The organism is Mycobacterium sp. NPDC050441, assembly GCF_040655355.1.
Classification (GTDB): domain Bacteria; phylum Actinomycetota; class Actinomycetes; order Mycobacteriales; family Mycobacteriaceae; genus Mycobacterium.
On the sequence record NZ_JBFAJS010000002.1, the window covers coordinates 404,987 to 422,762 of the forward strand.

Annotated in this window: 18 protein-coding genes; 6 read left to right on the forward strand and 12 right to left on the reverse strand. The window is 67.5% G+C overall.

Annotation, left to right across the window (positions count from 1 at the left end):
* Positions 1 to 6: 6 nt before the first annotated feature.
* From AB0I14_RS07055 to AB0I14_RS07090, 8 genes are read right to left on the reverse strand one after another with little or no spacing between them, the layout of a single operon-like run.
* Positions 7 to 834, reverse strand: a complete 828-nt coding sequence (locus tag AB0I14_RS07055) for a mycofactocin-coupled SDR family oxidoreductase (protein WP_358017936.1) — start codon at positions 832 to 834, stop codon at positions 7 to 9.
* Positions 831 to 2,390, reverse strand: coding sequence for an NAD(P)/FAD-dependent oxidoreductase (locus tag AB0I14_RS07060; protein WP_358017939.1), 1,560 nt, complete (start codon positions 2,388 to 2,390; stop codon positions 831 to 833). Before AB0I14_RS07060 ends, AB0I14_RS07055 begins: the two co-directional genes overlap by 4 nt.
* Positions 2,390 to 2,977, reverse strand: a complete 588-nt coding sequence (locus AB0I14_RS07065; protein ID WP_358017942.1) for a TetR/AcrR family transcriptional regulator — start codon at positions 2,975 to 2,977, stop codon at positions 2,390 to 2,392. The genes AB0I14_RS07060 and AB0I14_RS07065 overlap by 1 nt, the downstream gene beginning before the upstream one ends.
* Positions 2,978 to 3,009: 32 nt before the next feature.
* Complete coding sequence (locus AB0I14_RS07070) at positions 3,010 to 3,456, reverse strand: SRPBCC family protein (RefSeq protein ID WP_358017945.1); 447 nt, start codon at positions 3,454 to 3,456, stop codon at positions 3,010 to 3,012.
* Positions 3,456 to 4,376 (reverse strand): RNA polymerase sigma-70 factor, encoded by a 921-nt coding sequence (locus tag AB0I14_RS07075; protein ID WP_358017948.1) that lies wholly within the window; start codon positions 4,374 to 4,376, stop codon positions 3,456 to 3,458. The genes AB0I14_RS07070 and AB0I14_RS07075 overlap by 1 nt, the downstream gene beginning before the upstream one ends.
* A gap of 43 nt (positions 4,377 to 4,419) precedes the next feature.
* The gene (locus AB0I14_RS07080) at positions 4,420 to 4,944 is read right to left on the reverse strand and encodes a DinB family protein (protein ID WP_358017951.1); all 525 of its coding nucleotides are present in this window, start codon (positions 4,942 to 4,944) and stop codon (positions 4,420 to 4,422) included.
* 20 nt (positions 4,945 to 4,964) lie between these two features.
* Complete coding sequence (locus AB0I14_RS07085; RefSeq protein WP_358017954.1) at positions 4,965 to 6,599, reverse strand: DUF885 domain-containing protein; 1,635 nt, start codon at positions 6,597 to 6,599, stop codon at positions 4,965 to 4,967.
* Entirely contained in the window at positions 6,592 to 7,488 is an 897-nt protein-coding gene (locus tag AB0I14_RS07090; protein WP_358017957.1) for a neutral zinc metallopeptidase, read from the reverse strand. The genes AB0I14_RS07085 and AB0I14_RS07090 overlap by 8 nt, the downstream gene beginning before the upstream one ends.
* Before the next feature lie 74 nt (positions 7,489 to 7,562).
* Between AB0I14_RS07090 and AB0I14_RS07095 the strand changes: the two genes are divergently transcribed.
* The gene (locus AB0I14_RS07095) at positions 7,563 to 9,038 is read left to right on the forward strand and encodes a carboxylesterase family protein (protein WP_358017960.1); all 1,476 of its coding nucleotides are present in this window, start codon (positions 7,563 to 7,565) and stop codon (positions 9,036 to 9,038) included.
* Here the strand turns inward: AB0I14_RS07095 and AB0I14_RS07100 are convergent.
* Entirely contained in the window at positions 9,035 to 9,538 is a 504-nt protein-coding gene (locus AB0I14_RS07100) for an SRPBCC family protein (protein ID WP_358017963.1), read from the reverse strand. The genes AB0I14_RS07095 and AB0I14_RS07100 overlap by 4 nt on opposite strands.
* 36 nt (positions 9,539 to 9,574) lie before the next feature.
* A complete protein-coding gene (locus tag AB0I14_RS07105; RefSeq protein WP_358019005.1) occupies positions 9,575 to 10,471 on the reverse strand; it encodes an oxidoreductase in 897 nt (298 codons plus the stop codon).
* A 119-nt stretch (positions 10,472 to 10,590) separates the two neighbouring features.
* Between AB0I14_RS07105 and aspS the strand changes: the two genes are divergently transcribed.
* Positions 10,591 to 12,366: an aspartate--tRNA ligase gene (gene aspS / locus AB0I14_RS07110; protein ID WP_358017966.1), complete on the forward strand. Its 1,776-nt coding sequence runs from the start codon at positions 10,591 to 10,593 to the stop codon at positions 12,364 to 12,366.
* The gene (locus AB0I14_RS07115) at positions 12,363 to 12,824 is read left to right on the forward strand and encodes a nitroreductase family deazaflavin-dependent oxidoreductase (protein WP_358017969.1); all 462 of its coding nucleotides are present in this window, start codon (positions 12,363 to 12,365) and stop codon (positions 12,822 to 12,824) included. The genes aspS and AB0I14_RS07115 overlap by 4 nt, the downstream gene beginning before the upstream one ends.
* A 63-nt stretch (positions 12,825 to 12,887) precedes the next feature.
* Here the strand turns inward: AB0I14_RS07115 and AB0I14_RS07120 are convergent, their stop codons facing one another.
* On the reverse strand, positions 12,888 to 14,072 hold the full coding sequence (locus AB0I14_RS07120; RefSeq protein WP_358019007.1) for a thiolase family protein: 1,185 nt from the start codon (positions 14,070 to 14,072) through the stop codon (positions 12,888 to 12,890).
* Positions 14,073 to 14,153: 81 nt separating this feature from the next.
* Here AB0I14_RS07120 and AB0I14_RS07125 point away from each other — a divergent pair, with 81 nt between their 5' ends.
* Genes AB0I14_RS07125 through AB0I14_RS07135 form a run of 3 tightly spaced genes read left to right on the forward strand, consistent with a single transcriptional unit; the run spans position 14,154 to position 16,980 of the window.
* Positions 14,154 to 14,642 carry a helix-turn-helix domain-containing protein gene (locus AB0I14_RS07125; RefSeq protein ID WP_358017972.1) on the forward strand — a complete coding sequence of 163 codons (489 nt, stop codon included), beginning with the start codon at positions 14,154 to 14,156 and terminating at the stop codon, positions 14,640 to 14,642.
* Entirely contained in the window at positions 14,639 to 15,994 is a 1,356-nt protein-coding gene (locus AB0I14_RS07130) for a DUF4253 domain-containing protein (RefSeq protein WP_358017975.1), read from the forward strand. The genes AB0I14_RS07125 and AB0I14_RS07130 overlap by 4 nt, the downstream gene beginning before the upstream one ends.
* Positions 15,995 to 16,050: 56 nt before the next feature.
* Positions 16,051 to 16,980 carry a DUF389 domain-containing protein gene (locus AB0I14_RS07135; protein WP_358017978.1) on the forward strand — a complete coding sequence of 310 codons (930 nt, stop codon included), beginning with the start codon at positions 16,051 to 16,053 and terminating at the stop codon, positions 16,978 to 16,980.
* On the opposite strand, the gene AB0I14_RS07140 is transcribed toward AB0I14_RS07135, so the two are convergent.
* Complete coding sequence (locus AB0I14_RS07140) at positions 16,967 to 17,671, reverse strand: GAP family protein (RefSeq protein ID WP_358017981.1); 705 nt, start codon at positions 17,669 to 17,671, stop codon at positions 16,967 to 16,969. The genes AB0I14_RS07135 and AB0I14_RS07140 overlap by 14 nt on opposite strands.
* Positions 17,672 to 17,776 lie beyond the last annotated feature (105 nt).

Genomic DNA, 17,776 nt, shown 5'->3' on the forward strand with positions numbered 1-17,776 from the left:
CGCCGCTCAGATCTTCAGATACCCCTTGTCTGCCGGGATCTGGGCGGCGGTGACCAATGACGACGCATCGCCGGCCAGCCACACCACGATGTCGGAGATGTCGTTCGGTGGGATGAGCGAATCCGTCGGCAGGGCGCCGGGGGAGAAGCTGTGAATGTAGTTCGGATGATCCTGCAGCACCTGGTACATCGACAGGTCGTTGCCCATCGGGGTGTCGGTGCCGTAGGGGTGGACCGAGTTCACCCGGATACCGAACTCGCCCAACTCGACGGCCAGTGAATTGGTGAGCCCGACGACGCCGAACTTGCTGGCGCAGTAATGCGCACAGCCGGGCACCGCCTTGATACCGGCGGCCGAACTGATGGCGATGATCGAACCGCCGTTACCCGCCTCGATCATCGGGGGCACCACCGCCTGCACGGTGTGGAACAGACCGGTGAGATTGACATCGATGATGTCCTGCCACTGCTGTGCCGAAATCTCCCACAACCGGCCCCAGTTGAGCACACCGGCATTGGCCACCACGATGTCGAGCCGGCCGAACTGCTCGACTGCATCGGCCACCAGTCGGCGTTGCCCTTCGGCATCGCGCACATCGACCTCACGGGCCAGGATCTTGCGCCCCTCGCCCTCGACCAGCGCCACGGTCTCGGCGAGATCCTCCGGAGTGGCCGCGGCATACCCGTTGTGCTCGGCGACGGGTGCGCAGGCGTCGAGCGCGACGATGTCCGCTCCGGCGCGGGCCAGCCGTACGCAGTGCGAGCGGCCCTGCCCGCGTGCGGCGCCGGTGACGTAGGCAACCCGCCCGGCCAGTGGGGTATCGATGACGCTCATGCTGGTTGCTCCTCGGGTAGGGCGGCGGCGCGGACATTGGTGAACTCGTAGTCGGACAGCGGGGAGTGGCGGGCGAACTGCCGGGATCCGGTGATCGTCTGCGGCCGGTAGTACGGGGTCTCGTACTGGGAGTTGACGAAATAGGTGTTCAGTCCAGACGCCGCGGTGTAATAGAGGTGCGCGACACGGCCATCCCGGCGCATCCGGGCATTCCACTGGTTGAACGCGTCCTGACTGACGGTGGCGACCTGCGCGCCGCGGTGGCGGGTCTCATCGATGATCCGCACGGCGTGTGCGGCCACGGTCTCGACATAGTCCAGCCAGGCGAATCCGACGAAGCCGAGCGGGCCGACGATCTCCCAGCGGTTGGGCAGGCGCGGATGGGCGGTGCCCGCGTAGCTGTGCAGACCGTGCGCACGGTAGTACTGAGCGAGGTCGAAACCGCATGCGCCCAGGACGGTATCCGGTCGGTAGGTCTCCGGGTCGATCCACAGTTCGTAGCCGGTGGCCAGCACCAGCAGGTCCGCCGGGTGCTCGACGCCGTCGATGGTGCGGATCCCGGTCGCGGTGATCCGCTCGATCGGCGTGGTGATCAGGTTGGTGTTGGGATTGTTCAGCGCAGGCAGGAACGCGCTGGAGATCACCGGCCGTTTGGCCAAGATGCCATAACGCGGCACCAGCTTTCGCCGGGTCTCCGGGTCGTTGACGACCGCGCGCAGTAACAGTCGGTACAGCAGCCGGGACCAGCTGTCGTAGAGCGGCATGAGGCGGCGCAACCATTTGTCCGGCAGCCGGGAGAAGACGTGAACGATGGGGGCGACCATGAAGATGTCCATGGCCAGCCGGCCGGCCGCGTTGACCGCCGCAACGACACCGGGCAGCCGCATCAGCCGGCGCATCCACGGCGAGAAGTCGAAGTCGACCTTGGGCAGGACCCATGCCGGGGTGCGTTGGTAGACATCGAGATTGGCGGCATCCGCCGACAGAGCGCCGGTGATCTGCACTCCGGAGGAACCCGTCCCGATCACCGCGATCCGCTTGCCCGTGGTGTCGTAGCTGTCGTCCCAGGCGTTGGGGCGCAGGATGGTTCCGGTGAAGTCCGCGACGCCGTCGATGTCGACGGTGTTCTTGGCGTTGACGTACCCGCCCACCGAACTCACCACGAAACGTGCAGTCACCGGTGCGCCGTCGCGGATCTGCAGCCGCCAAAGGCCGTGTTCGTCGTCCCACTGCTGGCGGATGACCTCGGAGTTGGGGCGCAGGTGCCCGTAGAGTCCGAGATCGGCGGCGGTGTCCTGCAGATAGCGATGGATCTCCGGGCCGGGCGCGAAGAACCTGCTCCAGTTCGGGTTGGGGGCAAACGACAGCTGATACCACAGGGTGGGGATGTCGACGGCCAGGCCGGGGTAGTGATTGTCGCGCCAGGTGCCGCCGAAGTCGTTGCCACGTTCGATGATGATGAAGTCGTGGATGCCCTTCTGGCGCAACAGGTGTGCTGTCGCGATGCCGCCGGGGCCGGCGCCGATGATCGCCACCTCGTAATCTGGCTCGGTCATTACTGCCTTCCGGTCAGGCCGACGACGATGTGGTCGGACACGAATCGTTTCACCGCACGCGGACTGTCGAGGTTGACGCCGATCGGTGGGAGGAGTTCGAAGCTCAGCAACAGGCGCACGATCCATTCGCTCGCCCGTGCCGGTGCGATGCCGGGCCCGACCTCACCGCGCTCCTGGGCTGCTCGGATGAACGGCTTCCACAGGTCGATCGAGCGCCGCATCAGGTCGTCGCCGGTGTTGCGCAGCAGGAGCACCAGGATGCTCTCGTTGATGCCGCGTGGTGCCACGGAGTCCGACTGCTGACGGTGCGCGCAGATGACGACCGCGGCTGCGGCGACCTGATCGGCCAGGGTGTCGTGACGGCCGACCTCGCCCGCGACGGTCTCGATGAATGCGCCGGCCAGGTGGTCGAGCCCGATTCTGATGGCGTTGTCACGGCTGCCCAGCGCGTTGTGGACGGTACCGCGGGAGACTCCTGCGTGTTTGGCGACCGCGGTGAGGCTGAATTGTCTTGGGCCCAAACGTCTGAGCGTCTCAGCGGTGGCAACGAGCAGCGCGGGTGACACCGTCCGCTCCGAAGTGGGCATTTGAACACATTAGCGAAATGTGTTCAATGTGGTCAGCGTTTGGCCAGATCCGCCGTCGCGGCATCCAACACGTCGTTGAACACCCTGGTCAGCATCGGTCTGCCGACCCAACGGGTCACGGCCCCGCCGATGAGTGGGAACTTCACCCGGAACGTCGTGGTCCATACGACGCGGGTGCCTCCATCCACCGCGGCGAAGCTCACCCGGCCGTGCCGGTGGTCCGAGGGCGGGAAGCTGCGTTCGACCGAATAGTCGAAGAAATGCGGAGCGTCGTAGGCGGTGATGCGTTCCCGGAACCAGCCGATCGCCCAGAGCAGGACGCGCACCGCTCCCTGGCCGTAGGGTGCCTGCCGGCCGGGTTCGGCCAGCCGCTGTCGAAGCACCAGGGGAGAGCGCGTGAAATTGGCTGCGTTGCTCAAGAAGTCGAACACCTCATCTTGCGGTGCTGCGATGGTCCGCTCGACGGTGACGGTCTGCATCAGTCCTCCTGCTGTCTGGTCAGGGCGGGGGTGGTGGCGGCTGCGCGGAGTTTGTCGGGGTTGCGCATCGCGTAGAGCGCAGAGATGAGTCCGTCGGTCACTTCGATGAGAAGTACCGAGTCCAGTGCTCCTTCCTGACGGAACAGGACGGCCGGCATCGAGTTGTAACTCCCGAACGAGATGTCGAGTCCGGCCATGCTGCCCTTGGCAAGTCCTGCCACGAACTGCGCGACTCGTTGCGGTCCGACGACCGGGCGACGCGCGGCCGACACCTGTCCGCCGCCGTCGGACAACGCCACGATCTCGGGCGCCATCACCGCGACGAGGCCGTTGATGTCCCCGGTGTGGGCGGCCCACAGGAACTTCGTGGCAGTGGCACGCGCCAGCTGCGCGTCCGGCGTGAAGCGTCGCCGTCGGGCCTGCACGTGTTCGCGTGCGCGATGGGCGATTTGGCGCACATTGGTGTCGGATTTACCCACCACAAGCGCAATCTCGGGATGGCTGTAACCGAACACCTCGTTGAGGACGAACACCACTCGTTCGTCGGGGCTGAGAGTCTCCAAGACCAGCAACATGGCCATCGACACCGACTCGGCAAGCACCGCGTCCTCGCTGACGTCAGGTGTGGTCTGGACCGGCTCCGGCAGCCAGTTGCCGATGTAATCCTCGCGGCGCCGCTTGGCCGTCCGCAACGCGTTGAGGGCCTGCCGCGTGACGATCTGCACGAGATACGCGTGCGGATGGGTGACCTCGCCCGCCGTGATCCAGCGTAGGTAGCTTTCCTGGACCACGTCTTCGGCGTCCGCGGCGCTACCCAGAATCTCGTATGCCAGCGTGAAGAGCAGCGGGCGGTGCCCGGCGAATACCTCGGTTGCGTTCAGTTGGCCCCCTGTGCCGTTGGTCGTCACACTCTCAGACACCGCGCAGCGGCCGAACCGTGACAGCCTTCGGCTGTGAACTGCCTCACACTGTGGCGACGTCGTGCGCGTGGTGGACGATGTCGTGCAGGTGGTAGATCGCGATCGTGGCGACGGTGAATTCGCTGCCGTTGCTGCGCAGCCCGCGCCGCGACCACGCGTCGGCCGGTACCCGGTCGTACGTGTCGGCGACGCCGCAGGCCGCCTCGAACAGCTCCGTCGCGACGATTCCCGGATCCTGCGACCCGTAGTCGTCGGCGAGCGCGGTGGCGTCCTGATCCCAGTTCGGGAACCGCGGATCGTCCTCGGTCAACATCAGCTGCACCCGGTGGCCGAAGATGCGGTGCACATCGCGGATGTGGCAGCCGTACTCCAGGATCGACCATCGGTCCGGGCGGGTCCTGACACCGACCGCGGTGCCGTGCAGTCGGGGCACCCACAGGGCGGCATCGTCCCGGATGAGGCCGGCCACCTCGTGGCTCTGCACCGTCTCCGGGTCGAACCCGCACTCGGTACAGGCGCGGGACAGCACCCAGGTCCAGTCCTTGGTGTCGGATTCGAGGGGTTCCATGTCACCAGTGTCGTCGCGGATCAGTCGGCCGACAACGCCGATCTGAGGACATCGAGTGGCAGACCGCCCAGATCGAGTGCGCGGCTGTGGAACTCCCGCAATGATGATCCACGGCGCAGGGTCTCGTCGCGGAGTTCGTGCCAGATCCGTTGGCCGATGGCGTACGACGGCGCCTGGCCCGGCCAGCCCAGATAGCGATCCAGTTCGAAGCGCAGGTTCTCCTCGGCCATGGCCGAATGCGAGGTCAGGAAGTTCCATGCCCGTTCGGCATCCCAGACCTCGCCGTCGGGAGCCGTCAGGCCGCAGTGCACGCCGATGTCGATGACAACACGGGCCGCGCGGAACCGTTGTGCATCAAGCATTCCCATGCGGTCGCCGGCATCGTCGAGCCAGCCCAGCTCGGCCATCAACCGCTCGGCGTACAGAGCCCAGCCCTCACCGTGGCCCGACACCCAGCAGCCAAGCCGGCGCCACCGGTTGAGCTGGTCGGCCAGGGCCACCGCGCGGCCGATCTGCAGATGATGGCCGGGGACACCTTCGTGGAACACTGTGGTGGTTTCCTGCCACGTGTGGAACCGCTCGACGCCGGGCGGAACCGACCACCACATGCGTCCGGGTCGGGACCAGTCCTCGGACGGCCCGGTGTAGTAGATGCCGCCGGTCTGTGTCGGCGCGATCCGGCACTCCAGGGTGCGAAGCGGCCCGTCGATGTCGAAGTGGGTGCCGGCCAGCGCGTCCACCGTGCGATCGGAAAGGTCCTGCATCCAGGCCTGCAGCGCATCCGTGCCGGTGATGACGTATCGCGGTTCGTCGTCCAACCGACGCAGAGTCTCGGCCACCGTGGCGCCCGGATAGAGCTGCTGGGCGATCGATTCCTGTTCGGCCACAACGGCATCGAGCAGCCCTAAACCCCAGTCGTAGGCCTCGTCGAGGTCGACGGCGCTGCCCAGGAACAACCGTGACATCAGCCGGTAGACATCGCGCCCACAGGCGTCGGACTGGCGGGCCTGCGTGGCGATGTCCTCCCGCAACACGTCGCCCAACTGTCGGTAAGCCGCGGCCGCGGCCTCGGTGCGCTGCCGCAACTGCGCCTCAAGTCGCCGGTTCTGCGTTGCCGCCCCGGTGGCCATCTCGGCGAACAACTGGGCGATCTGCCGGGCCTGGGTGACGCCGCGGGTCACCTGACGCAGGGCCGGGGCGTGACTGCCTCGCGCCGCTGCACGGAGTGCGTCCGCGTAGCCGGCGGCACGTTCGGGCACTTTCGCCAATCTCGCGGAGATCAGCGCCCAGTCGTCATCGGTGTCGGTGGCCATCAGGTCGAAGACGTCCCGCATGGTTTGCAGCGGCGAGGCGATGACGTTGATCTCACCCAGGTCCAGGCCGGCATCGTGCACGTCGACGGCCGCGCCGAGGCGTTCGCGCAGCGCGGCCACGGTGACCACGTCGACCTCGTCTGCGGGCTCGACCCCGTCGAGCTCCCGCAAGGTCGCGCGGGCAGCTTCGGCACGGGCGGCCACCCCCTGCGGGGAGTAGTCGGTCACGTCATCGTCGTGGCCGGTGATGCCCAGTTCTGTTGCGGCGCACGGATCCAGCCGTGCGTAGGTATCGAGGTAGCGCTCGGCTACCGCGTCGACGGCAGTGGCTGCCCTAGCCAAGATTGTTCGCGGCGAAGGTGTCGCACTTGTTCGGATCGCCGGTCTGGTAGCCGATGGTGAACCACTTCTGCCGCTGCTCGGAGGAACCGTGGGTCCAGGCTTCCGGGTTGACCCGGCCGGTGGCCTGCTTCTGGATGCGGTCGTCGCCCACCGAGGAGGCCGCCGACAGGGCGTCGGTGATGTCCTTGTCGCTCAGTGGTTCCAGGAACGGCACGTCGGTGCCCTCCTGCCGGGTGATCGACGCGTAATGCGCCCAGACACCGGCGTAGCAGTCGGCCTGCAGCTCGGTGCGGACGCCGGCGCCCGTGGCACCCTCAGGGTCGCGCTGGGCCCGGCCGAGAACGCCCAGCAGGTCCTGCACGTGGTGGCCGAACTCGTGGGCGACGACGTACTCCTGTGCGAGGGGGCCTCCGCTGGAACCGAACTGGTCGACGAGCACCTGGAAGAAGTCGGTGTCGAAGTACGCCGTCTTGTCCACGGGGCAGTAGAACGGGCCGACGTCACTGGTGGCCGGACCGCACCCGGTCTGGACCTGTCCCTTGAACAGTCGGACGTGCGGACGGGTATATCCCTTCAGCAGCTGCTGCCACACGCCGTCGACCGAGTTGCCGGTGGCGATCACTCGGCACTCGACCTTGCTGTTGGCGTCGGCACCGGTCTTGCACTGGCTCAGGTCGAAACCCTCGCCCCCGGCGCCGCTGGTGTCTATTTGTTGCTGCTGCTGTTGAGGCATCACGGTGCCGGGGTCGACACCCAGGAACATCGCGAGCACAACGATCAACAGACCGCCGAGACCTCCGCCGATCGCGATGCCACGGCCGGGGCCGCGGCCACCGCCGGAACTGGAAGTGGTGCTCGTGTCGATCTGCATACCCTCGTTGAAGGTCATCCCGTCACTCCATCGCATTCGCCGGTAGGTGCGTGCTCAACAGCCCGTTAAGCTTTTCACACTACGATTCAGACGTGTCCGTCGTTGCGGAACATTCGACCATCGCCCACACCTCGCTGGGGCGGTTACGCGGCACCCGTGAAGGCGGGGTCAGCGTTTGGCGGGGTGTCGAGTACGCCCAGCAGCCCATCGGCGCATTGCGCTTCCTGGCGCCGCAGCCCGTGGTGCCCTGGTCCGGGGTCCGCGACGCCGTGGAGCACGGCCCGTTGCCGCCACAAGGCCGTTCGTTCGTCGGGGGAGGCCGTGACGACCCCAAGGTCCGCGACGAGGCCTGCCTGACCGTCACAGTCTGGTCTCCGGATACGGGCGGGTCGCTGCCGGTGATGGTGTGGATCCCCGGCGGGGCCTTCGTCTACGGCGCCGGTCAGTTGCAGCTCTACAACGGCTCGCGACTGGCGGAGAACGGCAACGTGGTGGTCGTCAACGTCACGTATCGCCTCGGCGTGTTCGGTGGATTCGAACTCGGTGACCTGGGTGAGGGATTCGACGACAACCTGTGTCTGCGGGACCAGATCGCCGCGTTGCAGTGGGTGCGCGACAACATCGCCGCGTTCGGCGGCGACCCCGAACAGGTGACCGTGTTCGGGGAATCGGCCGGTGCCACATCGGTATTGGCCCTGCTGGCCAGCCCGGCAGCCGACGGGCTGTTCGCCCGGGGTATCGCGCAGAGTCCGGCGTTGCCGTTGATCGCCGACCGGGACGACCGGGCCCGTCAGTCGCACCGGTTCATGCAACTGCTCGGGGTGGGGGCCGAGCAACTCAAAGTGCTGCCGCAGCGGCAGCTGCGCCGGGCCGCCGGGCAGCTGCAATTGGAAAGTGCCCAGCAGACACCAACGTTGGCCTACGGGCTGACGCATGGCGTCGACCTGTTGCCGCTGCACCCGATCGAGGCGGCACGCGTGGGTGCGGTGTCCGCGATTCCGTTGATCATCGGCACGAACAGCCACGAGGCGTCGATGTTCGCCTGGGGCAAGCCGCCGATGTTGCCGACCACGTTGGCGGGGGTCGAGGACTATCTCCGCCGCCACGACCCGCAGGCCCGGAATCGGGTGCTGGCCGCCTATCCCGATTTCCCGCGCCGCCGGGCGCTGATCGCGTTCGGCTCCGACGTCATGTTCGGCGCACCCACCTGGGCGTTCGCCGACGCCTACAGCGTGCACGCACCGACCCACGTGTACCGGTTCGACCACACCACCTGGACGCTCAAGGTGCTGGGGCTGGGCGCCACCCACGGCAGTGAGATCGTGCACATCCAGCACAGCTATGGGTCGTATCTGGGACGCAAGCTGCACCCGTTGGGTCGCCGGGTCCAGCCGTCGGTCGGTCGGCGGATGCAACGTACCTGGCTCGATTTCGCTCGGGCCGAAGTTGCGGATTGGCCGGAGTACGCCATCGACCAGCGGCTGACCCGGGTGATCCGTTCCACCCGTGACGAGACCGTCGCCGATCCCGACGCGGTGCGACGCCAGGTGTGGGAAGGGCTGGGCTAGTTGCCGTATCGCTCGTCGGTATACCGGCGCAGGTTGTGCAGGAACCGCTGGAACAACCACGCCATCACGGGTTGACCCAGCGTCATCCCGAGCCGGCCCGACAGGCCGCTGGGCTTCAGGGCCATCACCCAGGTCAGGTGACAGCCGTCGGCGGTCTCGACCACGCGGTAGTCCTCGGCGAAGGCCGAGATCGCGTTCGAGGTGCTGGTGTTGAAGCGGAAGGCCATGTGTGAGAAGGGTTCCCAGGCCAGGAATTCCTCGTCGCCGGTGATGTGTCCGCGCATCTTGACCGTGCGGGTGGTGCCCACGCCGCGCGGTTCGGGACTGGTCCATTCCACGTCGGTGATGACGGTGGCCCACTGCGGCCAGGAGGTCGCATCGCTGAGCACCTCGAACAGTTGCTCTCCGGTGATGGCGAGGTCGACGGTGCTGACGAAGCGGAACGGCGCACGGTCGATGAAGTCCAACTCGACGCGCTCGCACGGGTAGGTCCGGGCCATGGGTAGACACCCTAGGGGAGAGTGTCTAGTGGCGAGTCAGCCCGGGCCGTCGCCGGCCGCCGCCAACAGCGGGACCACCACGTCGCTGATCGGGGTGGCCAGGCCATGTGCGGCGGCCTTGCGGGCGATGACACCGTTGCGGACATCCCACTCCAGCGGCCGGCCGGCCCGGTGATCGGTCAGCATCGAGGTGGTGAGGTCCTCGGGCGCCGAGGCCAGCATGGTGACAATCTCGTCGACCACGTCATCGCCCAAATCCGCGCCGTCGGCCCGTGCGACGCCCAGGCATTCGGTCAGGTAGCGCCGCGCCAGCGCGGCCACGTCGTCGCGGCGGAACATCCCCGCGCGCCGGTCGGCCAGCACCATGAACCCGACGACGGCATTGACCAGTAGCTTGCGCCAGGCCGCGCGGCGGAAATCGGGATCGTGTTCGACGGTGATCGCGGCGCCGTTCACCTCGTCGGCCACGGTCGCGGCCGCCGGCGTGTCGGGCAGCACCAGCCTGGCCTCGCTGCGCAATCGCACCCAGCCGCCGGGCTGGGTCTCAGCCGAGATCCACACCGCCGCGGGCACCACGTGAGCCTCGTCGGTGTGCCGGCTGACGGCGCTGACGCGCTCGACCTGTTCGACGCCGTTCTGCAGCGCGCACACCACCGTGTCCTCGTCGCACAGCCGGTCCAGCCACGGCGCTGCCTGCGCGTTCTGGGTGTCCTTGACCGCGAGAAACACCACGGTGAGCGGCCCATCGACGGTGCCTGGTTCGGTGTGCACCGGCCCAGGCACCCGGATGGGCTCTCCGTCGTCGGGCCGGACCTCGATGCCGTCGCGCGGGGTGCGTCCACACAGCAGGACGGGCCGTCCGGCGGCATGCAGCAGCGCCGCGATGGTGGACCCGATGGCGCCCGGACCGATGACCGCGATGGGGGAGTTCAGTGCATTTTGGTCTTCGCGCGAGCGCTCATCCACATCGCAACGTTAGCGCCGCCGGTCGACTCTCTAGACTGGTCACTCGTCACCACCAGTCTCTCTCGACTCAACACTCAGGAGTTTTCGTGCTGCGCAGTCATGCCGCCGGTTCGTTGCGGGCCACCGATGCCGGTCAGACGGTGACACTGGCGGGTTGGGTGGCACGTCGCCGTGACCACGGCGGCGTCATTTTCATCGATCTGCGCGACGCATCGGGCGTGTCCCAGGTGGTGTTCCGCGAGGGTGACGTGCTCGCCGCCGCCCACCGGTTGCGCGCCGAGTTCTGCATCGCCGTCACCGGCCGAGTCGAGGTACGTCCCGAAGGCAACGAGAACGCCGAGATCCCGACCGGACAGATCGAGGTCAACGCGACGTCGCTCACGGTGCTGGGGGAGAGCGCCCCGTTGCCGTTCCAGCTCGACGAGACCGCAGGCGAGGAAGCCCGGCTCAAGTACCGCTACCTGGACCTGCGCCGCGAGGGCCCGGGTAACGCAATCCGGTTGCGCTCCAAGGTGAATGCCGCCGCACGCAACGTGTTGGCCGAGCACGACTTCGTCGAGATCGAGACCCCGACCCTGACCCGCTCGACCCCGGAGGGCGCCCGCGACTTCCTGGTGCCCGCGCGTCTGCAGCCCGGATCGTTCTACGCGCTGCCGCAGAGCCCGCAGCTGTTCAAGCAGCTGCTCATGGTGGCGGGCATGGAGCGCTACTACCAGATCGCGCGCTGCTACCGCGACGAGGATTTCCGTGCCGACCGCCAGCCGGAGTTCACCCAGCTGGACATGGAGCTCAGCTTCGTCGACGCCGACGACGTGATTGCGATCGCCGAGCAGGTACTGAAGGCGGTCTGGTCGACGATCGGTTACGACCTGCCGCTGCCGTTGCCCCGGATCAGCTACGCCGACGCGATGCGCCGGTTCGGTTCCGACAAGCCCGACCTGCGGTTCGGCGTCGAACTCATCGAGTGCACCGAGTACTTCAAGGACACCCCGTTCCGGGTGTTCCAGGCGCCGTACGTGGGTGCCGTCGTCATGGCCGGCGGGGCGTCGCAGCCGCGTCGCACCCTCGACGGCTGGCAGGAGTTCGCCAAGCAGCGCGGCCACAAAGGGCTGGCCTACGTGCTGGTTGCCGAGGACGGCACGTTGGGTGGTCCGGTCGCCAAGAACCTCACCGACGCCGAGCGTGACGGTCTGGCCGCCCACGTCGGCGCCAAGCCGGGTGACTGCGTGTTCTTCGCGGCCGGCCCGGTCAAGTCGGCACGTTCGCTGCTGGGTGCCACCCGCATCGAGATCGCCAAGCGTCTCGATCTGATCGACCCGGCCGCCTGGGCGTTCACCTGGGTCGTGGACTTCCCGATGTTCGAACCCGCAGACGAGGCGACCGCCTCGGGCGACGTCGCCGTGGGTTCGGGTGCCTGGACGGCCGTGCACCACGCCTTCACCGCGCCGAAGCCCGAATCGGAGGGCATCTTCGACACCGATCCCGGCAACGCGCTGTCCGATGCCTACGACATCGTCTGCAACGGCAACGAGATCGGTGGCGGCTCGATCCGTATCCATCGCCGCGACGTCCAGGAGCGGGTGTTCGCGATGATGGGCATCGACCATGCCGAGGCCCAGGACAAGTTCGGATTCCTGTTGGACGCCTTCGCCTTCGGTGCACCGCCGCACGGCGGCCTGGCGTTCGGCTGGGACCGTATCACCGCGCTGCTGGCCGGGGTGGACTCGATCCGCGAGGTGATCGCGTTCCCCAAGTCCGGTGGCGGCGTCGACCCGCTGACCGACGCGCCCGCTCCGATCACCGCGCAGCAGCGCAAGGAATCCGGAATAGACGCGAAGCCCGAGGAGCTCAAGAAGTCATGAGCGATATCGATCCAGACTTCGACAAGACCGAGCTGGTCGCCGACGTGGCGGCCCTCGACAACTTCAACCGCAACGTTGTGGAGGAATTCCGGGCCAACGGCGGCAAGGTGGGTGGGCCCTTCGAGGGCGGCACGCTGCTGCTGCTCCACACCATCGGGGCCAAGTCGGGTCAGCCCCGGCTGTCGCCGCTGGCTTATCTGGATGTGGACGATCGGATGCTGATCGTCGGCTCCTACGCCGGTGGGCCCAAGGACCCGGCGTGGGTGCACAACCTACGGGCCAACCCGAAGGTGCGTATCGAGGTGGGCGCCGAAGCCTATGACGCGACGGCCCGGGAGCTGCCCGCCGACGAGCGCGACGCGGCCTACCCGAAGATCATCGAGCGCGCGCCGGTTTTCGCCGAGTACCAGTCGAAGACCACCCGGGCCATCCCGCTTTTCGAGCTGGTTCGCGCCTAGCGCCCACCGTTGGCTTGTGTGCGAGATCCCACGGGAAACTCGCACACAAGCCAACTTTCGTCGTTACAGCCGTTCGATGATGGTCGCGTTGGCCATACCGCCGCCCTCACACATCGTCTGCAGGCCGTAGCGCCCGCCGCGCTGCTCGAGCGCATTGACCAGGGTGGTCATGATGCGTGCGCCGCTGGCGCCGAGCGGGTGCCCGATCGCGATCGCCCCGCCGTTGACGTTCGTCTTGGCCAGGTCGGCACCGGTGTCGTGAGCCCAGGCCAGCACCACCGGTGCGAACGCCTCGTTGACCTCGAACAGATCGATGTCCGCCAGCGTCAGACCCGCACGCGCCAGGACCTTTTCGGTGGCCGGAATGACACCGGTCAGCATGTAGAGCGGGTCCGATCCGACCACCGTGGTGGTGTGGATCCGGGCGAGGGGCTTGAGCCCGAGTTTCTTGGCCGTCGCACCGCTGGTGATCATCACCGCCGCACTGCCGTCGGACAGCGGTGACGAGTTGCCAGGGGTGATCTCCCAGTTGATCTGGGGGAACCGTGCGGCGTAGGCCTCGTTGTAGAACGCGGGCTTCAACCCGGACAGGGTGTCCACCGTCGTCCCGGGCCGGATGATCTCGTCGGTGCTCAACCCGGCGACCGGGGCGAGTTCGGCCTCGAACAAGCCGTCTTTCGTCGCCCGGGCCGCCTTCTCGTGGCTGCCCGCGGAGAACTCGTCGAGCTGGGCGCGGGAGAAGCCCCATTTTGCTGCGATCAACTCGGCACTGATCCCTTGCGGGACAAGGCCTTCGGAATAGCGCTCGGCAAAGGCCAGGCCGAACGGGTCGCTGCCCGGTAATACCGAGCTGCCCATCGGTACCCGCGACATGGATTCCACGCCTGCGGCGATGACGATGTCGTAGGCGCCGGCCAGCACGCCCTGGGCGGCGAAGCTGATCGCCTGCTGGCTGCTGCCGCACTGCCTGTCGACGGTGGTCCCGGGAACGGTCTCCGGGAAGCCTGCGCCCAGCAGAGCGTTGCGGCCGATGTTCACGGCCTGGTCGCCCACCTGCGTGACGGCCCCCGCGATGACGTCGTCGACGAGTACCGGGTCGACGCCGGTGCGGCTGATCAGCTCCCGCAGGCTGTGCGCCAGCAGGTCTGCCGGCAGGACGCCGTGTAACCCGCCGCTGGCCTTGCCTTTGCCGATCGGGGTCCGGACCGCCCCGACGATGACTGCGTCCCGGTCTGCATATCCGGCCATCTTGACCTCCTGATGCTCCACGCTGAGTATTGTGATAACTACCCAGGTATAGCACCTGGGTATAGTTAGAACAACTCAGGGATGGGGTTTGATTCCGTGGGAATGCTGCAGGGCAAGCTGGCCGACCGCGACGCCTGGTCGGCGGTGGGACACTGCCCGATCGAGAGGACCATGGCGTTCGCAGGCACCAAGTCGGCGATGTTGATCATGCGCGAGGCCTTCTACGGCACCACCAGGTTCGATGACTTCGCCCGTCGGGTCGGGATCACCAAGGCGGCAACGTCGGCGCGGTTGTCCGATCTCGTGGCGGCCGGGCTGCTTGCGAAGCGGCCCTATCGTGAGCCCGGTCAGCGGGAACGTGACGAGTATGTGCTCACCGAATCGGGAACCGACTTCATGCCGGTGGTATGGGCGATGTTCGAGTGGGGTCGCAAACATCTCGGCGAGACGGGCCTGCGGCTCGCGCACGACGGGTGCGGTGCACTGGCCGGAGTCGAGATTCGATGCGACGAAGGACACCGCGTACCGGCCGACGAACTCGTCGTCCGGTACGAACGTCCCACGTCGTGAGCGGCGCAGCCCAAGCCTTGAAGATCCTGGCCGAACACGGCCGATGGCGTATCGAGCCGGGGCTCACCGAGGCCGAACTGGACGCCCTCGAAGCGCGGTTTTCCTTGTGGCTCAGCAATGATCACCGCGACTTTCTGTCGGCCGGGTTACCGGTGGGGTCCGGCTGGCCGGACTGGCGCAACGCCGACGAAGTGACGCTTCGGGCGCACATCGGCCGGCCGGTGCGTGAGTTGCTGCACGCCGTGCGCGCGGGCGGGCTGTGGCACCCCGCATGGGGCGACAACCCAGGTGGCGATGCGGCGCTGAAGCTGGCCAGCGCGAAGCTCGCCGAAGAACCCAGGGTGATACCGGTTTACGGGGTGGCGTTTCTGAAGCAAGGGCCGGGCGACCCTACGGTGTGGGCGGTCCAGGATGGCGGGCAGGGAATCGCCGTGACTGCCGTGGCCGCGGATCTGATCGGGCTGGCTCAACTGCTCACCGACCGGGCCGTGACGCCACCTGCCTCCGCCGGTGACCCGCCGTTCCTGCCGGCACCGGCGGCCAGTCCGAGTGTCCCGGCCCTGGAGGCGCCGCCTTTTGCCCCGGATCCGGTGGCGGCCCCGCCGGCGGCGGTAGCCCCGCCGCGCGATCCCGCCGCCGCCCTCGCCGCGGCGGGGATAGTCCTGGGCGAACTGCAACGCCACGATGACGTGCTGGCCCACCGGGCACCCATGTGGTCGGTGCCGGTGCCGCCGGGTGTTCCGGCCGCGGAAGCGTGGCTTGCCGTCCGGGCGCGGTTTCCGGCGACGGGGTTGTGGCCCGTACTGCTCACCGACATGACATGGCACCGGATCGGGATGGACGGCATCGCCGACGAAACACCTTTGCTGGCAGCAGAACTCGACGCCGCCCGTTGGCTGGAACACGAGTTCGACACCCGCACCGCCGGGTACGACATCCCACGCCATCCGTCCGGGTTCGACGCCGGCGACTCGGCGGACTGGCGGCAGCAGTTCGCCGACTTCGACTCTCGCGGCGAGTACTCACGGCTGGCGCTGATTCCCACTCCCGCCGATTGGCTGGTTCCCGGACTGCTCCAGTGGTCGGGCGCGATCAACTCGGACATCCGCGGCGTCGAACACGCGGCCATTTTGCGCCGCTGGTCCGCCCGCTACCGGACCGAAGTGTTCGCCCTCGACGACGAGTTTCTCGTGCTCGTGGCCGATCAGCCACCGCGCACCCAGTCGGAGGCGCTCACCGCGGCGCTGGAGGCCTACCTGTACTGCGACGACTCGGTCAACACCGAGGCCGGTTCGCTCGATGCGCTCGCGCGCAGGCTGGCGCACCCGCTGTGGGTCTTCTGGTGGGATTGACCGACAAACGAACGCCGATCAGCAGTTAGCGGCGGCACTGCCGATACTCTCGGCCGGTGCTGCACTTACGCGTCATAGCGCCGGCGGATCTGCGCGACCCGATTCTGCATGTCCTGCACGCCGAGCCAGGCGTCGCCCACATCGTGTTACTCGCCGGCGCAGCGGTTGATCCCGCGGGTGACCAGATCACCGCCGATGTCGCAAGGGAAGCGGCCGACGCCGTCGTCCAGCGGCTGAAATCCCTTGATGTGCACCACTTCGGCGCCATCACCCTGGAACCGCTCGACACCGTGTTGTCCAGCCTGGCGTACCACGCGGAGAATGCGGCGGAAGGGGACGGCGCCGATGCGGTGGTGTGGGACGAACTCGTCTCCCGGACCCGCGAGGAATCTCATCTGAACGTCACCTACATGTTGTTCCTCTGCATCGCTTGCATGCTGGCGGCCGTCGGCGTGCTCACCAATTCGCCCGTCACCGTGGTCGGGGCGATGGTCGTCGGTCCGGAGTTCGGTCCGCTCGCCGCACTGGCCGTCGCTCTCGTCCAGCGGCGGATGTCATTGGCGCGACGCGCCTCGGCCGCACTGGTGATCGGGTTTCCGTTGGCAATGGTGGTCACCGCCGCGGCCACGCTCGGGTTCGAGGCGCTGGGCTGGGTCACGTTGACCAGCACCCGGGAACTGCAGGATGTCGACTTCATCTTCCAGGTCGGCCCGTTCTCCTTCGTCGTGGCGCTGCTGGCCGGTGCGGCCGGGATGCTGTCGCTGGTGTCGGCGAAGTCGGCAGCTCTGGTGGGTGTCTTCATCTCGGTCACGACCGTGCCTGCTGCCGGTTTCGCGGTGGTGGCGGCGACGGTCGGGGACTGGGATGTGGCCGCTCAGTCAGTCCTGCAACTGGTGGTAAACCTGGTGGGCATCACGCTGGCGGGGCTCTTGGTGCTGGCGGTCTACCGCCGGACCAGGCGCCGGCGCGCCGTCACAAGTGGCTGACACCCATCGCGAGGAAGTACACGCCGACCGCGCCGGCGATCACGGCGACCACGAGTCGATGGTGGATCCCCATCCACTCGTAGATCCGCTCGACGCCGGACCTGGTGGCTGCCGGGGCGACCCAGAAACTGATGATCGGGATGATCGCCGCCAGGAAACCGACCAGATTGAACACGACCATCGCGGCCATCTGCTCGGCCACCGCGGCGCCCGATGTCAGGGCGGCAGCCATCGCGGCCAGGTAGTACGGCGTGGGGAAACCGTTGATCAGGCCCAGCAATCCGGCTGCCCATGGCGCCTCGCCGCGCAACGCGGCCTGCATCCCGGCCGGCAGGTTCGACAGGCCCGGCTCCGAGTCCGCCGTGGGTGCGGCCGGCACCGTCCGGCGCTTCCGTACTCGATTGACCAGGTGTTCGAGCACTCCTGTTATGGACAGGATGGCGATCGCCAGCGCCACGACACCGATGCCGATCTCCAGGCCCGGGGGCATGGTGCGCCCGCCGTCGCCGGTGACGTTCTTGAACACGAACACCACCGCGGCGCCCACCGCGACATTGGCGGTGAAGGCGAACAGAAAGAAGGGGAGCAGCAACCGCACCGGCCGTGACCGCGACAGCATGAAGGCGACGACCCCGATTCTGAGCGGATCGACCGCCGCCACGACGGCCATCACCAGCACGGTGCTCCACATCGCCGGCGGCCACATCCCTTCGGTCAGTGCTTCTCCGCTGAATTCAACCAGCGCCGGCCGAATCCGGCCGCATCCGGGCAGCGCGCGCCGGGCCGATCGTCGTGC